General features: G+C 75.0%; 23 protein-coding genes and 1 pseudogene. 4 read left to right on the plus strand and 20 right to left on the minus strand.

The window, feature by feature from the left end; translation table 11 throughout:
* Positions 1–523: 523 nt before the first annotated feature.
* The 8 genes from dapB to ACI78Q_RS04245 form a co-directional block, all read right to left on the minus strand.
* Positions 524–1330, minus strand: a complete 807-nt coding sequence (dapB, locus tag ACI78Q_RS04210) for a 4-hydroxy-tetrahydrodipicolinate reductase (RefSeq protein ID WP_456922071.1) — start codon at positions 1328–1330, stop codon at positions 524–526.
* Positions 1331–1378: 48 nt separating this feature from the next.
* Complete coding sequence (locus ACI78Q_RS04215) at positions 1379–1747, minus strand: VanZ family protein (protein WP_456922072.1); 369 nt, start codon at positions 1745–1747, stop codon at positions 1379–1381.
* Positions 1744–3126 (minus strand): M16 family metallopeptidase, encoded by a 1383-nt coding sequence (locus tag ACI78Q_RS04220; protein WP_456922073.1) that lies wholly within the window; start codon positions 3124–3126, stop codon positions 1744–1746. The genes ACI78Q_RS04215 and ACI78Q_RS04220 overlap by 4 nt, the downstream gene beginning before the upstream one ends.
* Positions 3123–5393, minus strand: coding sequence for a polyribonucleotide nucleotidyltransferase (locus ACI78Q_RS04225; protein WP_456922074.1), 2271 nt, complete (start codon positions 5391–5393; stop codon positions 3123–3125). Before ACI78Q_RS04225 ends, ACI78Q_RS04220 begins: the two co-directional genes overlap by 4 nt.
* Before the next feature lie 240 nt (positions 5394–5633).
* The gene (rpsO, locus tag ACI78Q_RS04230) at positions 5634–5903 is read right to left on the minus strand and encodes a 30S ribosomal protein S15 (protein WP_072920360.1); all 270 of its coding nucleotides are present in this window, start codon (positions 5901–5903) and stop codon (positions 5634–5636) included.
* Between the two features lie 150 nt (positions 5904–6053).
* On the minus strand, positions 6054–7028 hold the full coding sequence (locus ACI78Q_RS04235; RefSeq protein WP_456922075.1) for a bifunctional riboflavin kinase/FAD synthetase: 975 nt from the start codon (positions 7026–7028) through the stop codon (positions 6054–6056).
* Between the two features lie 4 nt (positions 7029–7032).
* On the minus strand, positions 7033–8172 hold the full coding sequence (locus tag ACI78Q_RS04240; RefSeq protein ID WP_456922076.1) for a branched-chain amino acid aminotransferase: 1140 nt from the start codon (positions 8170–8172) through the stop codon (positions 7033–7035).
* A gap of 124 nt (positions 8173–8296) precedes the next feature.
* The gene (locus tag ACI78Q_RS04245) at positions 8297–8626 is read right to left on the minus strand and encodes an antibiotic biosynthesis monooxygenase family protein (RefSeq protein ID WP_456922077.1); all 330 of its coding nucleotides are present in this window, start codon (positions 8624–8626) and stop codon (positions 8297–8299) included.
* Between the two features lie 57 nt (positions 8627–8683).
* Here ACI78Q_RS04245 and larB point away from each other — a divergent pair, with 57 nt between their 5' ends.
* Positions 8684–9358, plus strand: coding sequence for a nickel pincer cofactor biosynthesis protein LarB (gene larB, locus ACI78Q_RS04250; RefSeq protein ID WP_456922078.1), 675 nt, complete (start codon positions 8684–8686; stop codon positions 9356–9358).
* Here the strand turns inward: larB and larE are convergent.
* The 12 genes and pseudogenes from larE to rimP all read right to left on the minus strand — a co-directional run bounded on the left by larE (position 9349) and on the right by rimP (position 19929).
* Positions 9349–10182: an ATP-dependent sacrificial sulfur transferase LarE gene (gene larE / locus ACI78Q_RS04255; RefSeq protein ID WP_456922079.1), complete on the minus strand. Its 834-nt coding sequence runs from the start codon at positions 10180–10182 to the stop codon at positions 9349–9351. The genes larB and larE overlap by 10 nt on opposite strands.
* Positions 10183–10201: 19 nt before the next feature.
* The gene (gene truB, locus ACI78Q_RS04260; RefSeq protein ID WP_456922080.1) at positions 10202–11212 is read right to left on the minus strand and encodes a tRNA pseudouridine(55) synthase TruB; all 1011 of its coding nucleotides are present in this window, start codon (positions 11210–11212) and stop codon (positions 10202–10204) included.
* The gene (locus ACI78Q_RS04265) at positions 11209–12516 is read right to left on the minus strand and encodes an MATE family efflux transporter (protein WP_456922081.1); all 1308 of its coding nucleotides are present in this window, start codon (positions 12514–12516) and stop codon (positions 11209–11211) included. The genes truB and ACI78Q_RS04265 overlap by 4 nt, the downstream gene beginning before the upstream one ends.
* Positions 12513–13514: a DHH family phosphoesterase gene (locus tag ACI78Q_RS04270; protein WP_456922082.1), complete on the minus strand. Its 1002-nt coding sequence runs from the start codon at positions 13512–13514 to the stop codon at positions 12513–12515. The genes ACI78Q_RS04265 and ACI78Q_RS04270 overlap by 4 nt, the downstream gene beginning before the upstream one ends.
* Positions 13511–13744, minus strand: a complete 234-nt coding sequence (locus ACI78Q_RS04275; RefSeq protein WP_456922083.1) for a hypothetical protein — start codon at positions 13742–13744, stop codon at positions 13511–13513. Before ACI78Q_RS04275 ends, ACI78Q_RS04270 begins: the two co-directional genes overlap by 4 nt.
* Positions 13741–14247 carry a 30S ribosome-binding factor RbfA gene (rbfA, locus tag ACI78Q_RS04280; protein ID WP_456922084.1) on the minus strand — a complete coding sequence of 169 codons (507 nt, stop codon included), beginning with the start codon at positions 14245–14247 and terminating at the stop codon, positions 13741–13743. The genes ACI78Q_RS04275 and rbfA overlap by 4 nt, the downstream gene beginning before the upstream one ends.
* A gap of 87 nt (positions 14248–14334) precedes the next feature.
* Positions 14335–14628 (minus strand): DUF503 domain-containing protein, encoded by a 294-nt coding sequence (locus ACI78Q_RS04285; protein ID WP_456922085.1) that lies wholly within the window; start codon positions 14626–14628, stop codon positions 14335–14337.
* Positions 14629–14725: 97 nt separating this feature from the next.
* Positions 14726–16561 carry a translation initiation factor IF-2 gene (infB, locus tag ACI78Q_RS04290; RefSeq protein WP_456922306.1) on the minus strand — a complete coding sequence of 612 codons (1836 nt, stop codon included), beginning with the start codon at positions 16559–16561 and terminating at the stop codon, positions 14726–14728.
* Positions 16562–17596: 1035 nt separating this feature from the next.
* Positions 17597–17737, minus strand: a pseudogene (locus ACI78Q_RS04295) (translation initiation factor IF-2 N-terminal domain-containing protein); the annotation flags it as partial.
* A gap of 163 nt (positions 17738–17900) precedes the next feature.
* Complete coding sequence (locus ACI78Q_RS04300; protein ID WP_456922086.1) at positions 17901–18203, minus strand: YlxR family protein; 303 nt, start codon at positions 18201–18203, stop codon at positions 17901–17903.
* An 8-nt stretch (positions 18204–18211) separates the two neighbouring features.
* Positions 18212–19345 (minus strand): transcription termination factor NusA, encoded by a 1134-nt coding sequence (gene nusA / locus ACI78Q_RS04305; protein ID WP_456922087.1) that lies wholly within the window; start codon positions 19343–19345, stop codon positions 18212–18214.
* Positions 19346–19353: 8 nt separating this feature from the next.
* A complete protein-coding gene (rimP, locus tag ACI78Q_RS04310; protein WP_456922088.1) occupies positions 19354–19929 on the minus strand; it encodes a ribosome maturation factor RimP in 576 nt (191 codons plus the stop codon).
* 221 nt (positions 19930–20150) lie between these two features.
* Between rimP and ACI78Q_RS04315 the strand changes: the two genes are divergently transcribed.
* From ACI78Q_RS04315 to ACI78Q_RS04325, 3 genes are all read left to right on the plus strand, one after another.
* The gene (locus ACI78Q_RS04315; RefSeq protein ID WP_456922089.1) at positions 20151–20642 is read left to right on the plus strand and encodes a hypothetical protein; all 492 of its coding nucleotides are present in this window, start codon (positions 20151–20153) and stop codon (positions 20640–20642) included.
* A 27-nt stretch (positions 20643–20669) separates the two neighbouring features.
* Complete coding sequence (locus tag ACI78Q_RS04320) at positions 20670–21131, plus strand: ferritin-like domain-containing protein (RefSeq protein ID WP_456922090.1); 462 nt, start codon at positions 20670–20672, stop codon at positions 21129–21131.
* 110 nt (positions 21132–21241) lie between these two features.
* Positions 21242–21961, plus strand: a complete 720-nt coding sequence (locus tag ACI78Q_RS04325) for a hemerythrin domain-containing protein (protein ID WP_456922091.1) — start codon at positions 21242–21244, stop codon at positions 21959–21961.
* Positions 21962–21980: the final 19 nt, after the last annotated feature.

Below are 21980 nucleotides of genomic sequence, written 5' to 3' on the forward strand. Positions count from 1 at the left end.
TAAGCACGCCGCCAGCGTTCGTCCTGAGCCAGGATCAAACTCTCCGTAGATGAATTTGCATCCCAGGCCGAGAACCGAGAGCTAGCACTCTCGATGATCCATCAACCAAAGGAATCCCTCACCACACAACCAAGTGTGCAGTGCGGGGGATTTATTACTTGGCACTGACTTTCGGCACGCTGTTGAGTTCTCAAGGAGCGGACGCGCAGGAAGTAGACCCTCGCGGGGTTCGTCCCTGGCGGCTTGTCCTACCGTACGCCGTGCACGGCTCGCTGTCACACCCGGAGGTCTGACCGGCGGCTCCCGGGTCTCGGACCCGGTCTCGCTCGGCGCAGAGAGAAAGTTACGCGGCCGCGGGGGCCGCGTCAAACCGCTCCCGGCCCCGGAAGGGTCCGAAGACCCTTGCGGGACGGCCATGAGCAGTGAAATCGCAGGTCAGCGCGGTGCGGTTCGCGCCGACCTGCGACGCAGGTCACGCTCGGATCGCCACACCAGCCCCATCGGGGGCGTCGTGTCGGCGGGCTCAGATGCCCAGCAGGCTCTCGATCCCGATCGTCAGCCCCGGCCGGCGGGCCACCTCCCGCACCGCCAGCAGCACGCCCGGCATGAAGGACGCGCGGTCGTAGGAGTCGTGGCGGAGGGTGAGGGTCTCCCCCGGCGCGCCCATGAGGACCTCCTGGTGCGCGACGAGACCACTGAGGCGGACGGCGTGGACCGCGACGCCGTCGACGTCGGCACCCCGTGCACCGGGCAGCGAGTCGGTGGTGGCGTCGGGCGAGGGCGGCAGGCCGGCGGCGGCGCGTGCCTCCGCGATCAGGCGCGCGGTACGGACCGCCGTCCCCGACGGCGCATCGACCTTGTTCGGGTGGTGCAGCTCCACGATCTCGGTGGAGGGGAAGAAGCGCGCCGCCTCCTGGGCGAAGCGCATCAGCAGGATCGCGCCGATGCCGAAGTTGGGGGCGATCACGACGCCGACGTCCGGCTTGGGCTCGAGCCACTCGGCGACGGTGGCGAGCCGGGCCTCGTCGAAACCGGTGGTGCCGACGACGCAGTGGATGTTGTTGTCGATGCAGAACCGGATGTTGTCCATGACGACGTCCGGGCGGGTGAAGTCCACGACGACCTGCGCACCGGTGTTGGCGAGGTCGAACAGCCACTCCCCGGAGTCGACCATCGCCACGAGCTCGAGGTCCTCGGCGGCGTTGACCGCCTTGACCACCTCCGTGCCCATGCGGCCCCGGGCGCCGAGGACGCCGACGGGGATGAGGGGGGTCTCCCCCGCGGTCGTGGCGGATCCGTGCTGGTCAGAGGCGGGGATACCGGTGGTCACGCGGTCAGGTTTCCCGGCGGGCGCCGGGGATGCAAGGCGGCCGCGCCGTCAGCCGGCGGTCCTCCGGAGCACGCCGGCCGCCAGCAGGAGCCCGACGAGGATGCCGACGACGTCGGCGCCCCAGTCCGCGACCGACGCCGACCGCTCCAGCGGCACCATGCCCTGCACGACCTCGCTGACGGCGGCGTAGGCGACCAGCAGCGCCGCGAGCAGACCCGCCCGGATGCCGGCCCACCGCCCGCTCAGTGCCAGCACGGCGAACAGGGCCAGGTGCACCAGCTTGTCCACCCCGGGGGGCGCCGACGGGACGTCGTCCCCCGGGGCGAACAGGACGGCCAGCGAGACGAGCACGGCGACGGCGAGGACGCCGCGGGAGAGCGCGCCGTGGACGGCGACCGCGGGGTGACGTGCGCTCATGCCAGCCGGTCGAGCTCCGACTCGCGGTACGGGCCGACCACCGCCAGGCACGTCTCGCGGGCCAGCAGCTCGGCGGCCACCGAGCGGACGTCGTCCTCGCTGACGCCGTCCAGGCGGGCGAGGACCTCCCGCACCGGCAGGTACTCCCCGTAGGAGAGCTCGCTCTTGCCGAGGCGGCTCATCCGGGAACCGGTGTCCTCCAGCCCCAGGACCAGGCCGCCCTTGAGCTGACCCCGCCCCCGGGCGACCTCCTCGGAGGTGAGCCCGTCGGCGGCGACCCGGGCCAGCTCCTCCCGGACCAGCCGCAGCACCTCCGGCACCCGCTTGGGCGAGCACCCGGCGTAGACCGAGAACGCCCCGGTGCCGGCGTAGTGGGTGAGCGCGGTGCCCACGCTGTAGACCAGCCCCCGCTTCTCCCGGATCTCCTGGAACAGCCGCGAGCTCATCCCCCCGCCGACGGCGGTCTCCATGACCGCCGCGGCGTAGCGCCGCTCGTCGAGGCGGCCCATCCCCACCGAGCCGAGCAGCAGGTGCGCCTGCTCGGTCGGGCGGTGGATGAGCCCGGTCCGGCGGGCGGGACGGGTCGAGGTGCCCTCCTCACCCCGCCGCAGCGGGGCGGGCGTGGCCGGCCCGGCCAGGCGGGGGCCGAAGGCGGCGGCGACCAGGTCGAGCACCTCGCGGTGGTCCACCCGGCCGGCCGCGGTCACCACGATCGACGGGAGGGCGTACCGCCGCCGGTACCACCCGTCGACGTCGTCGCGGGTCAGCGCCTCGATGGAGTGCACCGTGCCGAGCACCGAGCGGCCCAGGGCGGTGCCGGCGAACAGGGTCTCGGCGAACAGGTCGTGCACGGCGTCGGCGGGCTCGTCGTCGCGCATCGCGATCTCCTCGAGCACCACCGTCCGCTCGGACTCGAGGTCCTCGGCGGTGTTCAGCGCGTCGGTGACCAGGTCACCGAGGAGGGTGACCGCCAGCGGTAGGTCGCTGGCGAGCACGTTGGCGTAGTAGCAGGTGTGCTCCTTGGCGGTGAAGGCGTTCATCTCACCGCCCACGGCGTCCATCGCCGTCGCGATCTCCAGCGCGCCGCGGCTGCCGGTGCCCTTGAACAGCAGGTGCTCGAGGAAGTGCGAGGACCCGGCGACGTCGTCGGTCTCGTCCCGGGAGCCCACCCCGACCCAGATGCCGACGGTCGCCGACAGCACCCCCGGCATGGTCTCGGTCAGGACCCGCAGGCCACCGGGCAGCTCGGTGCGCTCCACCCGGCCGCCGAACTCGTCGACGTCGAGGACGACGGTCTCCCCGACACCGGCCGGGGCCGGGACGGGCGTCGCTGCGCCCGTGCCGGCCCCGGTCGTGAACTGCGTGGTGTCCGTGGTCACGCCTCCGCGGGCGCGGCCGCGTCGGCCGGGGCGTCGGAGGCGGCGGCCTCACCCTCGGCGGCGACCGGCACCAGGCTGATCTTGCCGCGGGCGTCGATGTCGGTGATCTCCACCTGCAGCTTGTCGCCGACGTTCACGACGTCCTCGACCTTGGCGATCCGCTTGCCACCGCCGAGCTTGCTGATGTGGACCAGGCCGTCCTTGCCCGGGAGCAGGGAGACGAAGGCGCCGAACGGCGTGGTCTTGACGACCGTGCCGAGGAAGCGCTCGCCGACCTTGGGCATCTGCGGGTTCGCGATGGCGTTGATCCGGTCCACCGCGGCCTGGGCCGAGGGGCCGTCGGAGGCGCCGACGTAGATCGTGCCGTCGTCCTCGATGGTGATGTCCGCGCCGGTCTCGTCCTGGATCGCGTTGATCATCTGGCCCTTGGGGCCGATGACCGCGCCGATCTTGTCCACCGGGATGCGCACCGTGGTCACCCGCGGGGCGTAGGGGCTCATCTCGTCGGGACCGTCGATGGCCTCGCCCATGACGTCCAGGATGTGCAGCCGGGCCGCGCGGGCCTGGGTCAGCGCCTGCGCGAGGACGTCGGAGGGGATGCCGTCGAGCTTGGTGTCCAGCTGGAGGGCCGTGACGAAGTCCTTGGTGCCGGCGACCTTGAAGTCCATGTCACCGAAGGCGTCCTCGGCCCCGAGGATGTCGGTCAGGGCCACGTACTCGGTCTTGCCGTCGACCTCGTCGGACACCAGACCCATGGCGATGCCGGCCACCGGTGCCTTCAGCGGGACACCGGCGTTGAGCAGGGCCAGCGTCGAGGCGCAGACCGAGCCCATGGACGTCGAGCCGTTGGAGCCCAGCGCCTCGGAGACCTGCCGGATCGCGTAGGGGAACTCCTCGCGGTCGGGCAGCACCGGCAGGAGAGCCCGCTCGGCGAGCGCGCCGTGGCCGATCTCGCGGCGCTTGGGCGAGCCCACGCGGCCGGTCTCACCGGTGGAGTACGGCGGGAAGTTGTAGTTGTGCATGTAGCGCTTGCGCGTCTCGGGCGAGAGCGTGTCCAGCTGCTGCTCCATACGCAGCATGTTCAGCGTGGTGATGCCCAGGATCTGGGTCTCGCCGCGCTCGAACAGCGCCGAGCCGTGCACCCGCGGGACGACCTCGACCTCGGCCGACAGCGGCCGGATGTCGGTCAGGCCGCGCCCGTCGATGCGGACCTTGTCGCGCAGGATGCGCTGCCGGACGACCTTCTTGGTCACCGCGCGGAAGGCGCCGGAGATCTCCTTCTCGCGCCCCTCGAACTGGCCGGCCAGGGCGGCCTTGACCTCGTCCTTGAGGGCGTCGGTGGCGAGCTCGCGCTCCTGCTTGCCGGCGATGGCCTGCACCTCGGCGAGCTTGGCGGCGGCCTGCGCCTCGACGGCGGCGTAGACGTCGTCCTGGTAGTCCAGGAAGCGGGGGAACTCCGCGACCGGCTTGGCGGCCTTGGCGGCCAGCGCGCTCTGGGCCTCGCACAGCGCCTTGATGAACGGCTTGGCGGCCTCGAGACCCTGCGCCACGACCTCCTCGGTCGGGGCGGGGGCGCCACCGGCGACCAGCTGGATCGTCTTCTCGGTGGCCTCGGCCTCGACCATCATGATCGCGACGTCGCCGTCCGGGAGGACGCGGCCGGCCACGACCATGTCGAAGACGGCGTCCTCGAGCTCCTGGTGCGTCGGGAAGCCGACCCACTGGCCGTTGATCAGCGCCACGCGGGTGCCGCCGACCGGGCCGGAGAACGGCAGGCCCGACAGCTGGGTGGAGGCCGAGGCCCCGTTGATCGCCAGCACGTCGTAGAGGTGGTCGGGGTCCAGCGACAGGACGGTGATGACGACCTGGACCTCGTTGCGCAGGCCCTTGGCGAAGGTCGGGCGCAGCGGGCGGTCGATCAGCCGGCAGGTGAGGATCGCGTCCTCGGACGGCCGGCCCTCGCGGCGGAAGAACGAGCCGGGGATGCGCCCGGCGGCGTACATGCGCTCCTCGACGTCGACCGTCAGCGGGAAGAAGTCGAACTGCTCCTTCGGCTGGCGGCCGGCCGTGGTGGCCGACAGCAGCATGGTGTCGCCCATGGAGACGACGACCGAGCCGGCGGCCTGACGGGCCAGCCGGCCGGTCTCGAAGGTGACGCTGCGGCTGCCGAAGCTGCCGTTGTCGATGACCGCGGTGGCGGTGGTGACGCCGTCCTCGGGGTCGAACTCAGCAGCGGTGCTGCTGTTCTGCGTGGTGGGTGCGGACACGTCGTCCTCTTCCTACGTCGCATGCGGCGACGTCCTCTTGTGGCGTCCTGCGCCGAACTGCGCCCGGGTGACCGGTCTTCGATCGAAGCCCTCGGGAGGTTCCCCCTGAGGGGGACGACCATGCCCGGGGGCCACTACCGAGGACCGACCAGCGTGGGGGTCCGGCGAGGGGCCGGGGGTCTCGTGGGCGGGTGCCGCACGAGAGAGGGGACCGTCCCGGCGGGACGGTCCCCTCGTGGCTCAGCGGCGCAGGCCGAGCCGCTCGATGAGCGAGCGGTAACGGTTGATGTCCGTCTTCGCCAGGTAGTTCAGCAGCCGGCGACGCCGGCCGACCAGCAGGAGCAGGCCCCGCCGGCTGTGGTGGTCGTGCTTGTGCTGCTTGAGGTGCTCGGTCAGGTCGCTGATCCGGCGGGTCAGCATCGCGACCTGTACCTCGGGCGAGCCGGTGTCCTTCTCGACCGTCGCGTACTCGGTCATGATCTGCTGCTTCGTCGCGCTGTCGAGCGCCATGGACTGCCTCCTGGCCAGGTCACGTGTGGCCCCCGGTCTCGGTCACGGGGGCAGGCTGCACACACGTCGGGGTTCACCGACGTCCCGCCCAGGCTACCAGCGGTGCGTTCGCGGTCGCCCCGCCGGGCGGGCCGGCCTCGCCCGTCGGGGTCAGAGGCCCAGCAGTGCGCGGGTCTCGGCGACGTCGCGGTCCATCGCCTCGACCAGCTCCCCGATGCCGGCGAAGGCGAGCATCGGGCGCAGCCGCTGGACGAACTCCACCCCGACGTGCTCGCCGTAGAGGTCGCCCTCGAAGTCGAGCAGGAACGCCTCGACGGTGCGCCGGGTGCCCTGGAAGGTCGGGTTGGTGCCCACCGAGATCGCCGCCGGGAAGGTGCTGAGCGTGACGCCGCTGCGCGGGTCGCGGGTGACCAGCGACCCGGCGTAGACGCCGTCGGCCGGGACGGCCGTGAAGGGCGGGGACTCCACGTTCGCCGTCGGGTACCCCAGCTCGCGGCCCCGGCGGTCACCGCGGACGACGACCCCCTCGATGCGGTGCGGCCGGCCGAGCGCGCGGGCCGCCGAGGTCATGTCGCCGGCGGCCACGCAGGCCCGGATGTAGGTCGAGGAGATGGTGATCTCCCCGGCCGCGGAGGAGTCGGGGCCCATGGTGACGTTGGCCAGCGGCACGCCCTCCACCGCGAAGCCGAAGCGGCGTCCCTCCTGGGTGAGCGTCGCGACCGAGCCCGCCGCCCGGTGGCCGTAGGTGAAGTTCTCCCCCACGACCACCGAGGCGACGTGCAGGTGCTCGACCAGCACGGTGTGCGTGAAGGTCTCCGGCGACAGCCGCATGAACTCCGGGGTGAACGGCAGCACGCACATGGCGTCGACGCCGAGGTCGGCCACCAGCTCGGCCTTGCGGTCCATCGAGGTGAGGATCGCCGGGTGGGAGCCGGGGCGCACCACCTCGGAGGGGTGCGGGTCGAAGGTGAGCAGCAGGCAGGGGCGGCCTGCCGACCGGGCCCGCGCCACGGCGGTGCCGATCAGCTCCTGGTGCCCACGGTGGACACCGTCGTACATGCCGACGGTGACCACCGTGCGACCGAGGTCACCCGGGGTGGCCTCCAGCCCCCGCCAACGGAGCACGGGTTCAGGCGACCCGGTGCAGCCAGCCGTGGGTGTCGGGCACCCGGCCGTGCTGGATGTCGAGCAGGTGCTCGCGCAGCTTCATCGTCACCGGTCCGGGCTTGCCGTCGCCGACGGTGAAGTCGCCGGTGCGGGCCTTGACCTCCCCGACCGGGGTGATCACCGCGGCGGTGCCGCAGGCGAAGGTCTCGGTGACGGTGCCGTCGGCGACCCCGGCCCGCCACTCGTCGACGCTGAACCGGCGCTCGGTGACGGTGTGGCCCATCTCCCGGGCGACGGTGATCAGCGAGTCGCGGGTGATGCCGGGCAGCAGGGTGCCGGTCAGCTCGGGGGTGACCAGCTCGGCGTCGTCCCCCTCGCCGAGGACGAAGAACAGGTTCATCCCGCCCATCTCCTCGACGTAGCGCTTCTCCACCGCGTCGAGCCACACGACCTGGTCGCAGCCGGCGTCGATCGCCTGCTCCTGCGCCAGGAGGCTGGCGGCGTAGTTGCCGGCGCACTTGACGTCGCCGGTGCCGCCGGGCGCGGCCCGGATGTAGTCCTCCGAGAGGTACACCGACACCGGGTGGACCCCGCGGGGGAAGTACGCGCCGGCCGGGCTGGCGATCACCAGGAACAGGTACTCGTGGGCCGGCCGGACGCCGAGGAAGGGCTCGGTCGCCAGCTGGTAGGGGCGCAGGTAGAGGGTCTGGTCGGGGCCGGTGGGCACCCAGTCGCGGTCGGCGTCGACCAGGGCGTCGACGGCGGCGAGGAACGCCTCCTCGGGCACCGGCGGCATCGCCAGGCGCTTGGCGCCGCGGACGAAGCGGGCGGCGTTGGCCTCCGGCCGGAAGGTCGCGACGCTGCCGTCGGGCTGGGCGTAGGCCTTGAGCCCCTCGAAGATCGACTGCGCGTAGTGCAGCGCGGCCGTGGCCGGGTCGACCTGCAGCGGGGCGTAGGCGGTGAGCCGGGCGTCGTACCAGCCCTCCCCCGCCCGGTACCGGGCCACGAACATCGAGTCGGTGAAGTAGCGGCCGAAGCCGGGGTCGGCCAGCAGCTCGGCGCGCTCGGCCGTGGGCCGCCGGCGCACGTCCTCCACGACCACCGGCACGCTCCCGGTGAACATCCGGGAGGAGGTACGGCTGTCGGCGAGCGTGTCGGTCATGGCTCCCACTTCGCAGCGTGCAGGCATCATCGGACGGCGTCAGGCGGAGTGCCGGACCCGCCCGCTCACCCTAGCCCCGCCACGGCGGGGGGCCGACGACGACCGTCCCCGGCCCCTCCGCCGGTCAGGCCTGGGACGCCTTCGGGCCGGCGGTCTCGATCACCTCGTAGCTCCACAGGTGGGAGGAGGTGGCGGCGGCCGGCGCGAGCGTGTCCCCGCCGCCGCTGTGGGCACGGTCGAAGTCCTGGCTGGACTGCCAGGACCGGTAGGCCTCCTCGCTGCTCCAGCGGGTGTAGACGAGGTACTGGTCGGTGCCCTCCTGCGGGCGCAGCAGCTCGAACCACTCGAAGCCGGGGGTCTGCTCCACCGCGCCGGCCCGGCCGCGGAACCGCTCCTCGAAGCGCTCCTGCTTGTCCGGCGGGACGGTGATCGCGTTGATCTTGACGACGCTCATGGCCCTCCCCTTCCCGGCCCCGGCGACGGTCAATCCCGGGTGGGGCACCCTGACCGGGTGACCTCCGAGCGCACCGCCGACCTGGGCTTCGCCCGCCTGGACCTCGACCGGGAGCGGCGCACCGGCACGCCCGAGGTGGTGTACGCCGCCGGGAAGTCCCCGGAGGAGACCGTCGCCTGCCTGGCCGCGCTGCTCGACGGCGGCGCGACGTCGGCCTGGGCCACCCGCGCCGACGCGGAGACCGTCGCGGCGGTGCGCCGGCGGTGGCCGGACGCGACCGTGGACGAGGCGGCCCGGTGCGTGGCCGTCGGCACGCTCCCCCCGCCGACGGGCGAGGTGCTCGTGCTCACCGCGGGGACCTCGGACGGCGCCGTGGCCGCCGAGGTGGCGTTCACCCTGGCCGCCTGCGGGGTGGGCTGCCGTCGGGTGGACGACGTCGGCGTCGCAGGCGTCCACCGGGTGCTGGCCGTGGCCCCCGACCTCGCCGCGGCCGACGCGGTCGTCGTGGTCGCCGGCATGGACGGTGCCCTGCCCAGCGTGGTGGCCGGCCTCACCGACCGGCTGGTGGTGGCCGTGCCGACGTCGGTGGGCTACGGCGCGGCGTTCGAGGGGCTGGCGGCGCTGCTGACGATGCTCACCGCCTGCGCGCCCGGGGTGCTGGTGGTCAACATCGACAACGGGTTCGGCGCCGGGGTGGCCGCCGCGCGGATCGTCCGCTCGGCTCAGCGGTAGCGGACCGGGTCCGGCAACAGCTCGTTCATCGACCCCGAGCGGAAGCCCCGCGGGTCGACGTCCACCCGGTCGAAGCCGGGGACCGCGGCGAGCAGGTCCGGGCGCGCGGTCAGCGCGGGGACGACGGCCGCGTCCACCTCCACCCGCGCGACGTCGTCCCCCATGTCGCGCACCCGCAGGTCGCGCACCGGCAGACCGGCGTCGGCCAGCGCGGCGCGCAGGGCACCCTCGGCGGCCTCCACGCGGGCCAGCCGCTCGGCCGACACCGGGACGCCGTAGGCGATCCGGCTGGCCAGGCAGGCCGCGGCGGGCTTGTCGGCCAGGGCCAGCCGCCACCGGCGGGCGGCGGCGCGCACGTCGTCCTTGGTCAGCCCGGCGCGGGCCAGCGGCGCCCAGGCACCCCGGTCGGCCGCGGCGCGGATGCCCGGCCGGAACCCGGCGCGCAGGTCGTCGGCGTTGGTGCCGGTGACGACGTCGGAGATGCCGAGGCCCGCCGCCAGCGGCAGCAGGACGTCGACCAGCTCGGTCTTGCAGAAGGCGCACCGGTCGCCGGCGTTGGCGACGTAGCCGGCCCGGGACAGCTCGTCGGTGCGCGGCAGCTCGTGGCGCACCCCCAGGGAGGCGGCGAAGGCGACCGCGCCCTCCCGCTCGGCGGCCGGCAGGCTCGGGGAGACCGCGGTGGCGGCCACGACCCGGTCGGTGCCCAGGGCGCGCACCGCGGCGGCCAGCAGCAGCCCGGAGTCGACCCCGCCGGAGAAGGCGACGAGCACGCCGGGGAGCGGGGCGAGCTGGGCCTCCAGGGCCCGCAGGCGGTCGTCCAGCACGCCTGCAGGCTGCCACAGCTCAGGCGGGCGGGAAGCCGACCACCACGCGGGCGCCGGACCCGGCGTCCTCGACCAGGGCGACCAGCCGGCCGGCGCCGTCCACCGCGGCGTGCAGGCCGGGGGCGCCGGTCGGCCGGACCCGCTGCCCGTGGCCGAGCGCGCGGGCCTCGTCGTCGGTGAGGGCGCGTTCGGGGAAGACGGCGCGCGCGGCGTCGGTCAGGCCGAGCACGCCCGGGCCGCTGCTCCCGGCGGCCAGCGCGGCGCCGGCGTCCTCGACGGGCGCGGCGTCGGCGACGGAGAAGGGACCCGAGGCGGTGCGGCGCAGGGCGGTGAGGTGGCCGCCGACCCCCAGCGCGGCTCCGGCGTCGCGGGCGATGGCGCGGATGTAGGTGCCGGCGGTGCAGGCCACGGTGACCTCGACGTCCACCAGGTCCGGCGTCGGCCGGGTGGTCCGGTGCACCTCGATGCGGTGCACGGTGACCGCCCGCGGCTCCAGCACGACGTCCTCACCGGCGCGGACCCGGTCGTAGGAGCGGCGGCCGGCCACCTTGACCGCGCTCACCGAGGACGGCACCTGCAGCAGCGGTCCGGTCTGGGCGGCCAGCGCGTCGGCGACCGCGGCGTCGTCGACGTGCGCCGCGGAGGTGGTGGTGAGCACCTCGCCCTCGCGGTCGTCGGTCACCGTCGACTGGCCGAGGCGGATGGTCGCCTCGTAGGTCTTGTCGTGCCCGCCCACGTACCCGAGCAGCCGGGTGGCCGAGCCGACACCCAGGACCAGCAGGCCGGTGGCCATCGGGTCGAGGGTGCCGGCGTGGCCGACCCGCCGGACCGAGAGCACCCGCCGGGCCCGTGCCACGACGTCGTGCGACGTCATCCCGCCCGGCTTGTCGACCAGCAGCAGGCCAGGGGGGACGTCGGCGTCGGGACGGCGGCGGCCCCTGGTCCCGGTTCCACTCCGCGCCCGCTCCGCGCCTCGGTCGCTGGCGCTCCCCGCGATGCTCACGTCCGCGTCGTCGTCACGTCGGCTCACACCGTCACCGTCTCAGGTGCCTGCAGCCACCGGTCCCCCGCCACCCGGACCAGGACCGCGACCAGCCGCAGACCGACGAAGAGGACCAGGCCGGTCCAGACGCCGGCCAGCCCCCAGCCGAGCGGGATCGCCAGCAGCGACAGCGGCAGGAAGCCGACCAGGGCCGCGCCGACGGTCACCGTGCGCAGGTAGCCGACGTCGCCGGCGCCCATGAGGACGCCGTCCAGGGCGAACACCACGCCCGCCAGGGGCTGCATGCCAGCGAGGAACCACCAGGCGACGCCGGCCTGCGCGACCACCGCGGGGTCGTCGGTGAACAGCTGCGGCACCACCGGGCGCAGGGCCAGCAGCACGGCCGCGACGATGACCCCGGTGCCCAGGCCCCACGCCGTGACGCGGCGGGCGGTGGCGCGGGCGTCGTCCGGCCGGCCGGCCCCGAGGGCCTGGCCGACGAGGGTCTGGGCGGCGATCGCGTAGGCGTCCAGGACCAGGGCGAGGAAGAAGAACAGCTGGATGGCGATCTGGTGCGCTCCGAGCTCCGCGGTGCCGGCCCGCGCCACGACGCCGGTCGCGACGAGGAAGGAGACCTGGAGGACGGCGGCCCGCAGCAGCAGGTCGCGGCCGATGACCAGCTGTGCCCGGAGGGCGGCCACGCGGGGACGCCACGGGACGCCCTCCCGCAGCAGCGCCCGCACGAAGAGGGCCGCCGATACCGACTGCCCGGCGACGTTGGCGACGGCCGAGCCGGGCAGCCCGAGCCCCGCCGCGTGCACCAGCAGCGGGCACAGCACCAGGCTCACCAGGCTGCCGGCGAGCACGTAGCGCATGGGGCTGCGCAGCTCCTGCACGCCGCGCAGCCAGCCGTTGCCGGCCAGTGAGACCAGGAGCAGCGGCGCGCCCAGGCCGGCGATGCGCAGCCACGTCTCCCCCGCCTCGGCGACCGGGCCGGCGCCGCCCGCCAGCGTGCGGGTCAGCGGCCCGGCCAGGAGCTGGAAGGCAGTCAGCACGAGCAGGCCCAGGGCGAGGGCCAACCAGGTGGCCTGGACGCCCTCGGCGACCGCGCCCGCCCGGTCGCCGGCCCCCGCGCGCCGGGCGGCACGGGCGGTGGTGCCGTAGGCGAGGAAGTTCAGCAGAGCCGCAGCCCAGGCGAGCAGCCCGCCGCCGACGGCCAGGCCACCGAGGGCCACGGTGCCCAGGTTGCCGACCACCGCGGTGTCGACCAGCAGGTACAGCGGCTCGGCCGCCAGAACCACAAGCGCCGGCGCGGCCAGGGCCAGGACGCCGGGTGACGGCCGGGCTCTCACCCGCCGAGCTGGGCGCGGATCCGGGCCACCGTGGACTCGCGGTCGTCGAAGGACGTGAACCCGGCCGCGGCGCGGTGCCCGCCACCCCCGAGCGCCATGGCCACCCGGGCGACGTCGGTCGCGCCGCGGGAGCGCAGGGAGACCGACCACGACCCGTCGTCCTGCCCCTTGAGGACGCAGGCCACGTCGGCCTCCTCGGTGGAGCGGACGACGTCGACCAGCGCCTCGAGCTGCTCGCCGGGCAGGCCGTGCTCGGCGGCCTCGGCGGTGCTCGACCAGGTCCAGACCAGGCCGGCGCCGGTGCCGCGCTCGGGGACGGCCCGGCCCGCGACGACGGAGAGCAGCCCCAGCCAGCCGAACGGCGCGGTGTCGAACAGCCGCTGGCTGATCGCGGCGTGGTCGATGCCGGTGGCCAGCAGCCGCGCCGCGAGGTCGTGGGTGTCGGGCCGGGTGTTGCCGAACCGGAAGGAGCCCGTGTCGGCGGCCAGGCCCGCGTACAGGCAGGTGGCCAGCCGCTCGTCGAGCGTCACGCCCAGCCCGTCGAGCAGGTCGGCGACGAGCGCGACCGTCGCGGGGGCACCGGGGTCGACCACCCGCACCGCGCCGAAGCCGGGGTTGCTGGCGTGGTGGTCGACCACGACGGACGTGCCCGCGCGCTCCAGCAGCCCCGCCAGCTCCCCCAGCCGGGTGGGCGAGGCCGCGTCCAGGCTGACGAAGACGTCCGGGGAGCCGGGGACGGCGCTGGAGGGCACCAGCCCCTCGACGCCGGGCAACCAGCTCAGGGACGCCGGCAGCACGAACGGGTCCGGGAAGGTCGCCAGCACCCGGGCGCCGCGGCGGCGCAGGCCCTCGGCGAGGGCGAGCGTGCTGCCGAGGGCGTCCGCGTCGGGCTGGACGTGCCCGGACAGGACGACCGTCGCCCGTCCCTCCGCGGCCGCGGACAGGACGGCGGCGGCGTCGGCGGTCAGATCGGTGCCGGGCGGGACGGAGGCCGTCACGCCCCGGGGCCAGGGTCGGCGACCGGCGGTGCGTTCTGCTCCTCGGTCACGTCCCCGCCGCCGACCGGGAACCCCGGCCCGCCGTCGTCCGGCTCGTCGGAGGTGATGCTGGGCGCGTCGCCGATCTGGCCGCGCTTGCCCCCCTCGGTGGGGTCACCGGTGGTGGGTTGGGGGCGGCCGCCCAGCTCGTTGCGGTCGGCGTCGGCCGGCTCCGGGTCGAGCTCGCTCACGATGCACTCCTGGTCTCGGTGGGGACGTCGACGCCGTCGTCGGCGGTGCCGAGGACGTCCTCGACCTCGCCGTCCTCGTCGTCCTCCGCCGGACGGCGGTAGGGGTCGGGCTCGCCGGCGTACTGCGCGCCCTCGCGGATGCGGGCGAGCTCGGCGTCGGCGTGCCGCACCCGCTCGAGGGCGGCGTCGAGCTCGCGCGCGGTGTCGGGCACGTGGTCGGCGACGAAGGTGAGGGTCGGGACGAACTTGATGCCGGTCTGCCTGCCCACGGTGGAGCGCAGCACGCCGGTCGCCGACGCCAGCGCCCGGGCGGAGTCCTCGACCTGGGTGGCGTCCCCGTAGACCGTGTAGAACACCGTGGCCTCGCGCAGGTCACTGGTCACGCGGGCGTCGGTGACGGTCACCATGCCGAGGCGGGGGTCCTTGATCTGCGTCTCGATCGCGGCGGAGACGATCTGGCGGATGCGCACCGCCAGCTTGCGGGCGCGGGCCGGGTCGGCCATCGGACCTCCTGGGTAAGGACCCTCTCCTCCCCACCCCTCGCACGCTCGGGGTGGGCCCGGAGGGGGCCGACGGACTTCTGGGGCTGCCTAGTCACTGTCGGAGAACAGCTGCCGGTGCGTCGACAGCAGCGTCACCTCCGGCCGCTCGGCCAGCAACCGCTCGCAGGCGTCGAGGACGTCGGTCACCTGGGCGGCGTCCGCGGCCACGGTGGCCACCCCGACCCGCGCGCGGCGGTGCAGGTCCTGGTCGCCGACCTCGGCCGCGGCGACGGCGAAGCGGCGCCGCAGCTCGGCCACGATGGGCCGGACCACCGCGCGCTTGCCCTTCAGCGAGTGGACGTCGCCCAGCAGCAGGTCGGCGTCCAACGAGCCGGTGAACACCGGATCTCCCCCGTCCTGCTGCTCTGCGACGTCGCGCCCCTGCCCTCCACCACCCGCCGCCGCGAGCGCGGGGCGGGTGGTGGGGGCGAAGGGTTCCTTACGCGCGCGGCTTCTCGCGCATCTCGAAGGTCTCGATCACGTCGTCGACCTTGATGTCGTTGAACGACCCCAGGCCGATACCGCACTCGTAGCCCTCGCGGACCTCGGTCGCGTCGTCCTTGAAGCGGCGCAGCGACTCCACCGACAGGTTGTCGGCGACCACGGCACCGTCGCGGATGAGCCGGGCCTTCGAGTTGCGGACGATCGTGCCGCTGCGGACCAGCGAACCGGCGACGTTGCCGATCCGCGGCACCCGGAAGACCTCGCGGACCTCCGCCGTGCCGAGCTGGACCTCCTCGTACTCGGGCTTGAGCATGCCCTTGAGGGCGGCCTCGATCTCGTCGATGGCCTGGTAGATGACCGAGTAGTACCGGACGTCGATGCCCTCGCGGTTGGCCAGCTCCGTGGCCTGACCCTCGGCCCGGACGTTGAAGCCCAGGACGATGACGTCGTCGGCCAGCGCCAGGTCGATGTCGCTCTTGGTGATCGACCCGACGCCGCGGTGGATGACCCGCAGCGAGACGTCGTCGCTCACCTCGATCTTCATCAGCGCCTCTTCGAGCGCCTCGACGGTGCCCGAGTTGTCGCCCTTGATGATCAGGTTGAGCTGACGGTTCTCCTTCAGCGCGGCGTCGAGGTCCTCGAGGCTGATCCGCTTGCGCATGGAGGCGTTCTGCGCGTTGCGGATGCGGGCCTGGCGGCGGTCGGCGATCTGCCGGGCCACCCGGTCCTCCTCGACCACGAGGAAGGTGTCACCGGCACGCGGCACCGAGGTGAGGCCGACGACCTGCACGGGGCGGGCCGGCAGGGCCTCCTTCAGCTTGTTGCCGTGCTCGTCGAGCAGCGACCGGACGCGGCCGTAGGCGTCGCCGGCCACGATCGAGTCGCCCTGACGCAGCGTGCCGCGCTGGACGAGCACCGTGGCGACGGGGCCGCGACCCTTGTCCAGCTTGCCCTCGATGACCACACCCTGCGGGTCCTGCTCGGTGTTGGCGCGCAGGTCCAGCGAGGCGTCGGCGGTCAGCAGGATCGCCGCGAGCAGGTCGTCGATGCCCTGGCGGGTGGTCGCGGAGACGTCGACGAACATCGTCTCGCCGCCGTACTCCTCGGCCACCAGCCCGTACTCGGTGAGCTGCTGGCGGATCTTGGCGGGGTTGGCCCCCTCCTTGTCGATCTTGTTGACCGCGACCACGATCGGCACGTCGGCGGCCTGGGCGTGGTTGAGCGCCTCGACCGTCTGCGGCATGACGCCGTCGTCGGCCGCGACGACCAGGACGACGATGTCGGTCACCTTCGCGCCACGGGCACGCATCGCGGTGAACGACTCGTGACCCGGGGTGTCGATGAAGGTGATCGGACGCTCCTCGCCCTCCAGCTCGCTCACGATCTGGTAGGCGCCGATGTGCTGCGTGATGCCACCGGCCTCGCGGGCCACCACGTTGGCGTTGCGGATCGCGTCGAGGAGCTTGGTCTTGCCGTGGTCGACGTGACCCATCACGGTCACGACCGGCGGACGGGCCGACCAGTCCTCCTCGTCGCCCTCCTCGTCACCGAAGGTGAGGTCGAAGGTCTCGAGGAGCTCGCGGTCCTCGTCCTCGGGGCTGACGACCTGGATGTTCCAGCCGATCTCGGCACCGAGCAGCTGCAGGGTGTCGTCGTTGACCGACTGGGTCGCGGTGACCATCTCGCCCAGGTGGAACAGGGCGGTGACCAGGGCGGCCGGCTGGGCGCCGATGCGCTCGGCCAGGTCGGTCAGCGAGGCGCCACGCGGCAGCCGGACGGTCTGCCCGTTGCCACGCGGGAGCTGGACGCCGCCCATGCTGGGCGCCGCCATCGAGTCGAACTCCTGACGCCGCTGCTTCTTGCTCTTGCGGCCACGGACCGGACCGCGGCCACCGGGACGGCCGAAGGCACCGGCGGTACCGGCACCCGAGCCGCCGCGGCCACGGCCACGGCCACCGCCGCCACCACGGAAGCCACCACCGGCCGGGGCGCCGGCGCCGCCGCCACCACCGGGGCGGAAGCCACCGCCGCCACCGCCGGGGGCACCACCGGGACGACCGCGGCCGGCGCCACCGGGGGCACCGGGACGGCCGGCACCGGCCGGGCGCGGCGGCATCATGCCGGGGCTCGGACGCTGCGGCATCATGCCCGGGTTCGGGCGCGGGCCACCGGGACCGGCGGCCGGACGCGGACCACCCGCACCGGGCGCAGGACGCGGACCGCCCGCACCGGGCGCAGGACGCGGACCGCCCGCACCGGGAGCCGGGCGGGGACCGCCGGGGCCGGGACGCGGGCCCGCGCCGGGGCCGGGACGGGGCCCGCCGGCGGGCGCCGGACGCGGCGCGCTGCTGAAGGGGTTGTTGCCCGGCCGCGGAGCCGGCCGGGGGCCGGGACGCGGACCGGCGCCGGGCGCACCGGGAGCACCCGGACGCGGGGCGCCGGGGGTGGCCCCACCGGCGGGGCCGGGACGGGGAGCACCCGCCGGACCCGGACGCGGGCCGCTGGGCGCCGCCGGTGCCTGCGGGGCCGGGGCGGCGGCCGCAGGGGCCTGGGGCGCCGCGGCGGGACGCGGACCCGGGGTCGGGGCACCCGGGACCGGGGCACCCGGACGGACCGCACCGGGGCGCGGACCCGGGGTGGGGCCGCCGGGGGCGCGCGTCGCCGGCGCCTGGGGCGCCGGTGCGGCGGGAGCGGCCGGCGCGGGAGCCGGAGCAGCCGGGGCCGGGGCCGGGGCGGCCGGCGCGGACGCCACCGGAGCCTGCGGGGCGGGCGCGGGCGGACGCGGGCCGGGGCGGGGCCCGGGCTTGGGCGCGGCGGACGAGCCGCCACCGTTGCCGCCGCCGGAACCGGCGACGAAGGCCTCCCGGAGCCGACGGGCCACGGGGGCCTCGACGGTCGAGGAGGCGGACTTCACGAACTCGCCCTGCTCCTTGAGCTTGGCGAGCACGGTCTTGCTGTCGACACCGAACTCCTTGGCGAGTTCGTGTACGCGGGCTTTGCCTGGCACGGATCTCCTCTTGGTGAGGCCGGCGGCTGGCCCGCTCGACCTCGTCGTCAGTACTGCATGGTCATCGTGGGGACTTCACGGCTTGCTCATCCGACGACGTCCTGACTCGACTGCGGACCGGCCGGTTGCCGGTCCGTCTGTGTTGTTGCGGTTGTCGTTCGTACTACCCGCCCGCGTCGGACCCGTACCCCGGTGGCGCCGCGGACGGCGTACCGAGGACGTGGACCCGGAGCGGACCGGCCTCCACCGGGCTGCTGCAGCGCAGTGCCCGGGCGAAGGCCCGGCGTCGTTCCGCTGCACGCAGGCACTCCGGGGTGGGGTGCAGTGACGCCCCCCTGCCGGGGAGCCTCCGTCGCGGATCGGGGACGAGTGCCCCGCCCGAGACGACGACGCGCAACAGGTCGGTGACCGGAGCGCGCTTCCGGCAGCCCACACAGGTGCGCACCGGGATCGACGTTTCGGCCACCCTGCACTCTAGCGCGCGGAACGCCCCGGGTGTTCCGCACTCCGGCCACCGGGCACCCGGCCGGGGCGTGATCCTCCACCCGCTCCCCCGCGGCGGGCGCCGGGACCCGCGGGGCCGGCCGCCGGGGCGCCGGACCGCAGCGGTGCCCGGCCCACCCCCGGGGACGGCGCGGCGTCGTCGGCCTCGGCGTCGCTGCGGATGTCGATCCGGCAGCCGGTCAGCCGTGCGGCCAGCCGCGCATTCTGCCCCTCCTTGCCGATCGCCAGCGACAGCTGGTAGTCGGGGACGACGACCCGCACGGCCTTGGCCTGGGGGTCGACGACCTGGGCGCTGGTCACCCGCGCCGGGCTCAGCGCGGAGGCGACGAAGGTCGCCGGGTCGTCGGACCAGTCGACGATGTCGATCTTCTCGCCGTGCAGCTCGCTCATCACGTTGCGCACCCGCTGGCCCATCGGGCCGATGCAGGAGCCCTTGGCGTTGAGCCCGGGCACCTTGGTGCGGACGGCGATCTTCGAGCGGTGCCCGGCCTCGCGGGCCACGGCCACGATCTCGACGCTGCCGTCGGCGATCTCGGGCACCTCGAGCGCGAACAGCTTGCGCACCAGGTTGGGGTGGGTGCGGGAGACGGTCACCTGCGGGCCGCGGAAGGTGCGGGCGACCGACACCACGTAGGCCTTCAGCCGGCTGCCGTGCGCGTACGTCTCGCCGGGCACCTGCTCGGTGGGCGGGAGCACCGCCTCGACCTTGCCGATGTCGATCAGCACGGTGCCCTGCACGTTGCGGCGGTCGTGCGCCTGCACGATGCCGCTGACGATGTCGCCCTCCTTGCCGACGTACTCGCCGAAGGTCTGCTCGTGCTCGGCGTCCCGCAGCCGCTGCACGATGACCTGCTTGGCGGTGCTGGCCGCGATGCGGCCGAAGTCGCTGGGGGTGTCGTCCCACTCGCGGACGACCTCACCGTCGGCGCCCAGCTCCTGGGCGAGGACGGCGACCTCGCCGCTCTTGCGGTCCACGTGCACCCGCACGTGCTTGGCCGCGCCGTCCGCGTGCCGGTAGGCCGTCACCAGCGCGGTCTCGATCGCCTCGATGACCGTGTCGGCCGGGATGCCCTTCTCCCGCTCGACCGCCTTCAAGGCGGTCACGTCGATGTTCACTGTCCTCCTCCGTCGTCCTCGTCGTCCTCTGCGGGATCCGGCTGCGCGTCCGGCTCGGGCCGGCCGAACTCCACCTGCACCCGCCCGGTGCCGAGTTCCGGCCACGTCACGTGCCGCTGGGTCGGCGGGCGCTTCTTGGCCCCCGGCTTGCCCTTCGCCTCCACGGCCAGGGAGACCCCGGTGTCGTCCACCGCGAGCACGCGGGCGGTCACCTCCTCGGCGGAGCCGGCCGGGCCGACGGTCACGCTGACCAGCCGGCCGGTGTTGCGCCGCCAGTGCCGCGGTTCGGTGAGCGGGCGGTCCACCCCGGGGCTGGTGACCTCCAGCACGTAGGGCAGCCCGCCGAACTCGGTGTCGTCCTCGTCGAGGGCCGTGGACACCGCCCGGCTGACCTCGGCGACGTCGTCGAGCGTGACCCCCTCGTCGCGGTCGACCACCACGCGCACCACGCTGCGGCGTCCGGCCGGGGTGACGACGAGCTCCTCCAGGTCGTAGCCGGCGGCGTCGACGACCGGCCCGATCCGGCCGGCCAGCCGGGTGGCCACGGGGTCGGTGCGGGAAGCGGCGGACACGGGGCTCCCTCTCTCTCCGAGCTCGGTCGGGGCACACCGGAGCGGCTCCCGCCCGGTCTCGTGCCCCCGTGGGCGACGGCGGACACGCCGCCGGGCCCGGTACCGGGCGAAGAGCCAGGCTACCGCCCGCCGATCGCCCCCGAGACCGGGCGCCGGGAGGTCTCCGCCACCCCGGTGTGCCCGCCGCGGCGCCGCGCCCGCGGCTGAGAGGATGGGGGGCGATGCTCCCCTCGCCCACCCCCGCACCCCGGGGGATCTCGCGACGCGCGCTGCTGGCGGCCTCGGCCGGGCTGGCCCTCGCGGCCACCGGCTGCACGTCCGGCTCCTCCGGCGCCCCCGCGGTCAGCACCGCGGAGGCCGACCGGCTGGCCGGGCAGGTCGCCGTGCAGGAGGCCCTGGTGGCGGCGTACGCGGCCGCCGCGTCCGCCGACCCGGCCCTCGCCGCGGCGGTGGGTGCGCAGTCCGCGCAGGCCGCCGACCAGCTGGAGCGGTTGCGGGCGGCGGCCCCGTCGTCCGGTTCGCCGTCGGCCTCCTCGTCGCCGGCCGCGGGTGCTCCGCCGGCCGGGGGCGACGTGCGGGGCTGGCTGCGCGGCCAGGTGTCCACCGCCGCCCGCTCGCACGCGGACGCCGCCGTCGACCAGACCGGTCCCCGGGCCGCGCTGCTGGGGTCGCTGGCCGCGGGCCTCCGCGGGCAGGAGGCGGTGCTGGCGTGACCGGCGGTCCGGCGAGGGGGTGCGTCCATGGCTGACGACGGCGTCCTGGACGAGGGCACCGAGACCACCGCACTGCGGGAGGCCCTGGCCGCCGAGCACGCCGCCGTGTGGGGCTACGGCTCGGTCGGCGCCGGCCTGCCGCCGCAGTCGCGCCCGCAGGCGTCGGTGGCGGAGAACGCCCACCGCGACGTCCGCGACCGGCTGGGCGAGCTGCTGGAGGAGCGCGGCGACGACCCCGTGCCGGCCGAGGCCGGCTACGCCCTGCCGTTCCCCGTCGTCTCCCCCGTGGACGCCGCCGCGCTGGCCGTCGTCCTGGAGGACGGCGTCGCCGCGGCCTGGGTGCGGGTGCTCGACCAGGCGGTGCAGTCGACGGTGCGCCGGCTCGCGGTCGACGAGCTGGGCGCCGCCGAGGTGCGGGCCGTGTCGTGGCGGGGGGCGGCCGCGCAGACGCCGGTCACCACCGCGTTCCCGGGGCTGCCCGAGGGTTGACCGCGCAGGGCCGCGACCAGTCGGCCGCAAGCGCGCTGCAAGCGGAGCCCCCGAGGGTGGCGGTCGCCGGAGCGAGGACGCCCGGCTCCGACCCCCAGGAGTGACCCGCGATGAGCACCCCCACCGACGTCCGCCGCCAGCTGGACCTGCCCGGTCAGGCCGCCGTGGCCGAGGGACCCCACGACCTCTCGGGCATGTACGTGATGCACCACGCCTTCCGCCGTGACCTGGACCGCTTCGCGAGCGCGGTGCGGCAGACCCCGGTGGAGGACGGCGTGGCCTGGCGGGCGCTGTCCGCGCGCTGGCACCGCTTCGGCACGGTCCTGCACCACCACCACACCGTCGAGGACACCGCCATCTGGCCGCTGCTGCTGGCCCACGTCGACGCGGCCGGCGACGCCGACGGGCGGGCGACCCTGGAGGCCATGGAGGCCGAGCACGAGCTCATCGACCCGCTCCTCGACGCCTGCTCGACCTGCTTCACCGCCATGGCGTTCGCCCCCGACGCCGCGACCCGCGACCGGCTCGCCGACCGCGTGACCGCGACCCGGGACTGCCTCGCCGAGCACCTGGTGCACGAGGAGACCGGGGCCCTCCCCCTGGCCCAGCAGCACCTGACGACCGCCGAGTGGCAGGCCGCCGAGCGGGCGGCGCAGTCCACGCACGGGCTGCGGGACATGCCGTTCCTGCTGCCCTGGGCGGCGCACGGGCTGACCGACGAGCAGGTGGACGCCGCGTTCGGCGACGGCGGGCGGGCGTTCCGGCTCCTGCTGCGCCTGACCCGCGGCCGCTTCGAGCGCGCGGAGCGGACCGCCTTCGGTCCCGCCTGAGACCGGAGCAGGAGGGCCG

The organism is Geodermatophilus sp. SYSU D00705, assembly GCF_054050135.1.

Excerpts from the sequence above, each read along its gene's own strand:
- ACI78Q_RS04215 (WP_456922072.1), bottom strand. The coding sequence starts at position 1,747 with ATGAGCGCACGTCACCCCGCGGTCGCCGTCCACGGCGCGCTCTCCCGC.
- rpsO (WP_072920360.1), bottom strand. The coding sequence starts at position 5,903 with ATGGCGCTCGACAGCGCGACGAAGCAGCAGATCATGACCGAGTACGCG.
- ACI78Q_RS04240 (WP_456922076.1), bottom strand. The coding sequence starts at position 8,172 with ATGACCGACACGCTCGCCGACAGCCGTACCTCCTCCCGGATGTTCACC.
- ACI78Q_RS04245 (WP_456922077.1), bottom strand. The coding sequence starts at position 8,626 with ATGAGCGTCGTCAAGATCAACGCGATCACCGTCCCGCCGGACAAGCAG.
- rbfA (WP_456922084.1), bottom strand. The coding sequence starts at position 14,247 with ATGGCCGACCCGGCCCGCGCCCGCAAGCTGGCGGTGCGCATCCGCCAG.
- infB (WP_456922306.1), bottom strand. The coding sequence starts at position 16,561 with ATGGCGGCGCCCAGCATGGGCGGCGTCCAGCTCCCGCGTGGCAACGGG.
- ACI78Q_RS04315 (WP_456922089.1), top strand. The coding sequence starts at position 20,151 with ATGCTCCCCTCGCCCACCCCCGCACCCCGGGGGATCTCGCGACGCGCG.
- ACI78Q_RS04320 (WP_456922090.1), top strand. The coding sequence starts at position 20,670 with ATGGCTGACGACGGCGTCCTGGACGAGGGCACCGAGACCACCGCACTG.
- ACI78Q_RS04325 (WP_456922091.1), top strand. The coding sequence starts at position 21,242 with ATGAGCACCCCCACCGACGTCCGCCGCCAGCTGGACCTGCCCGGTCAG.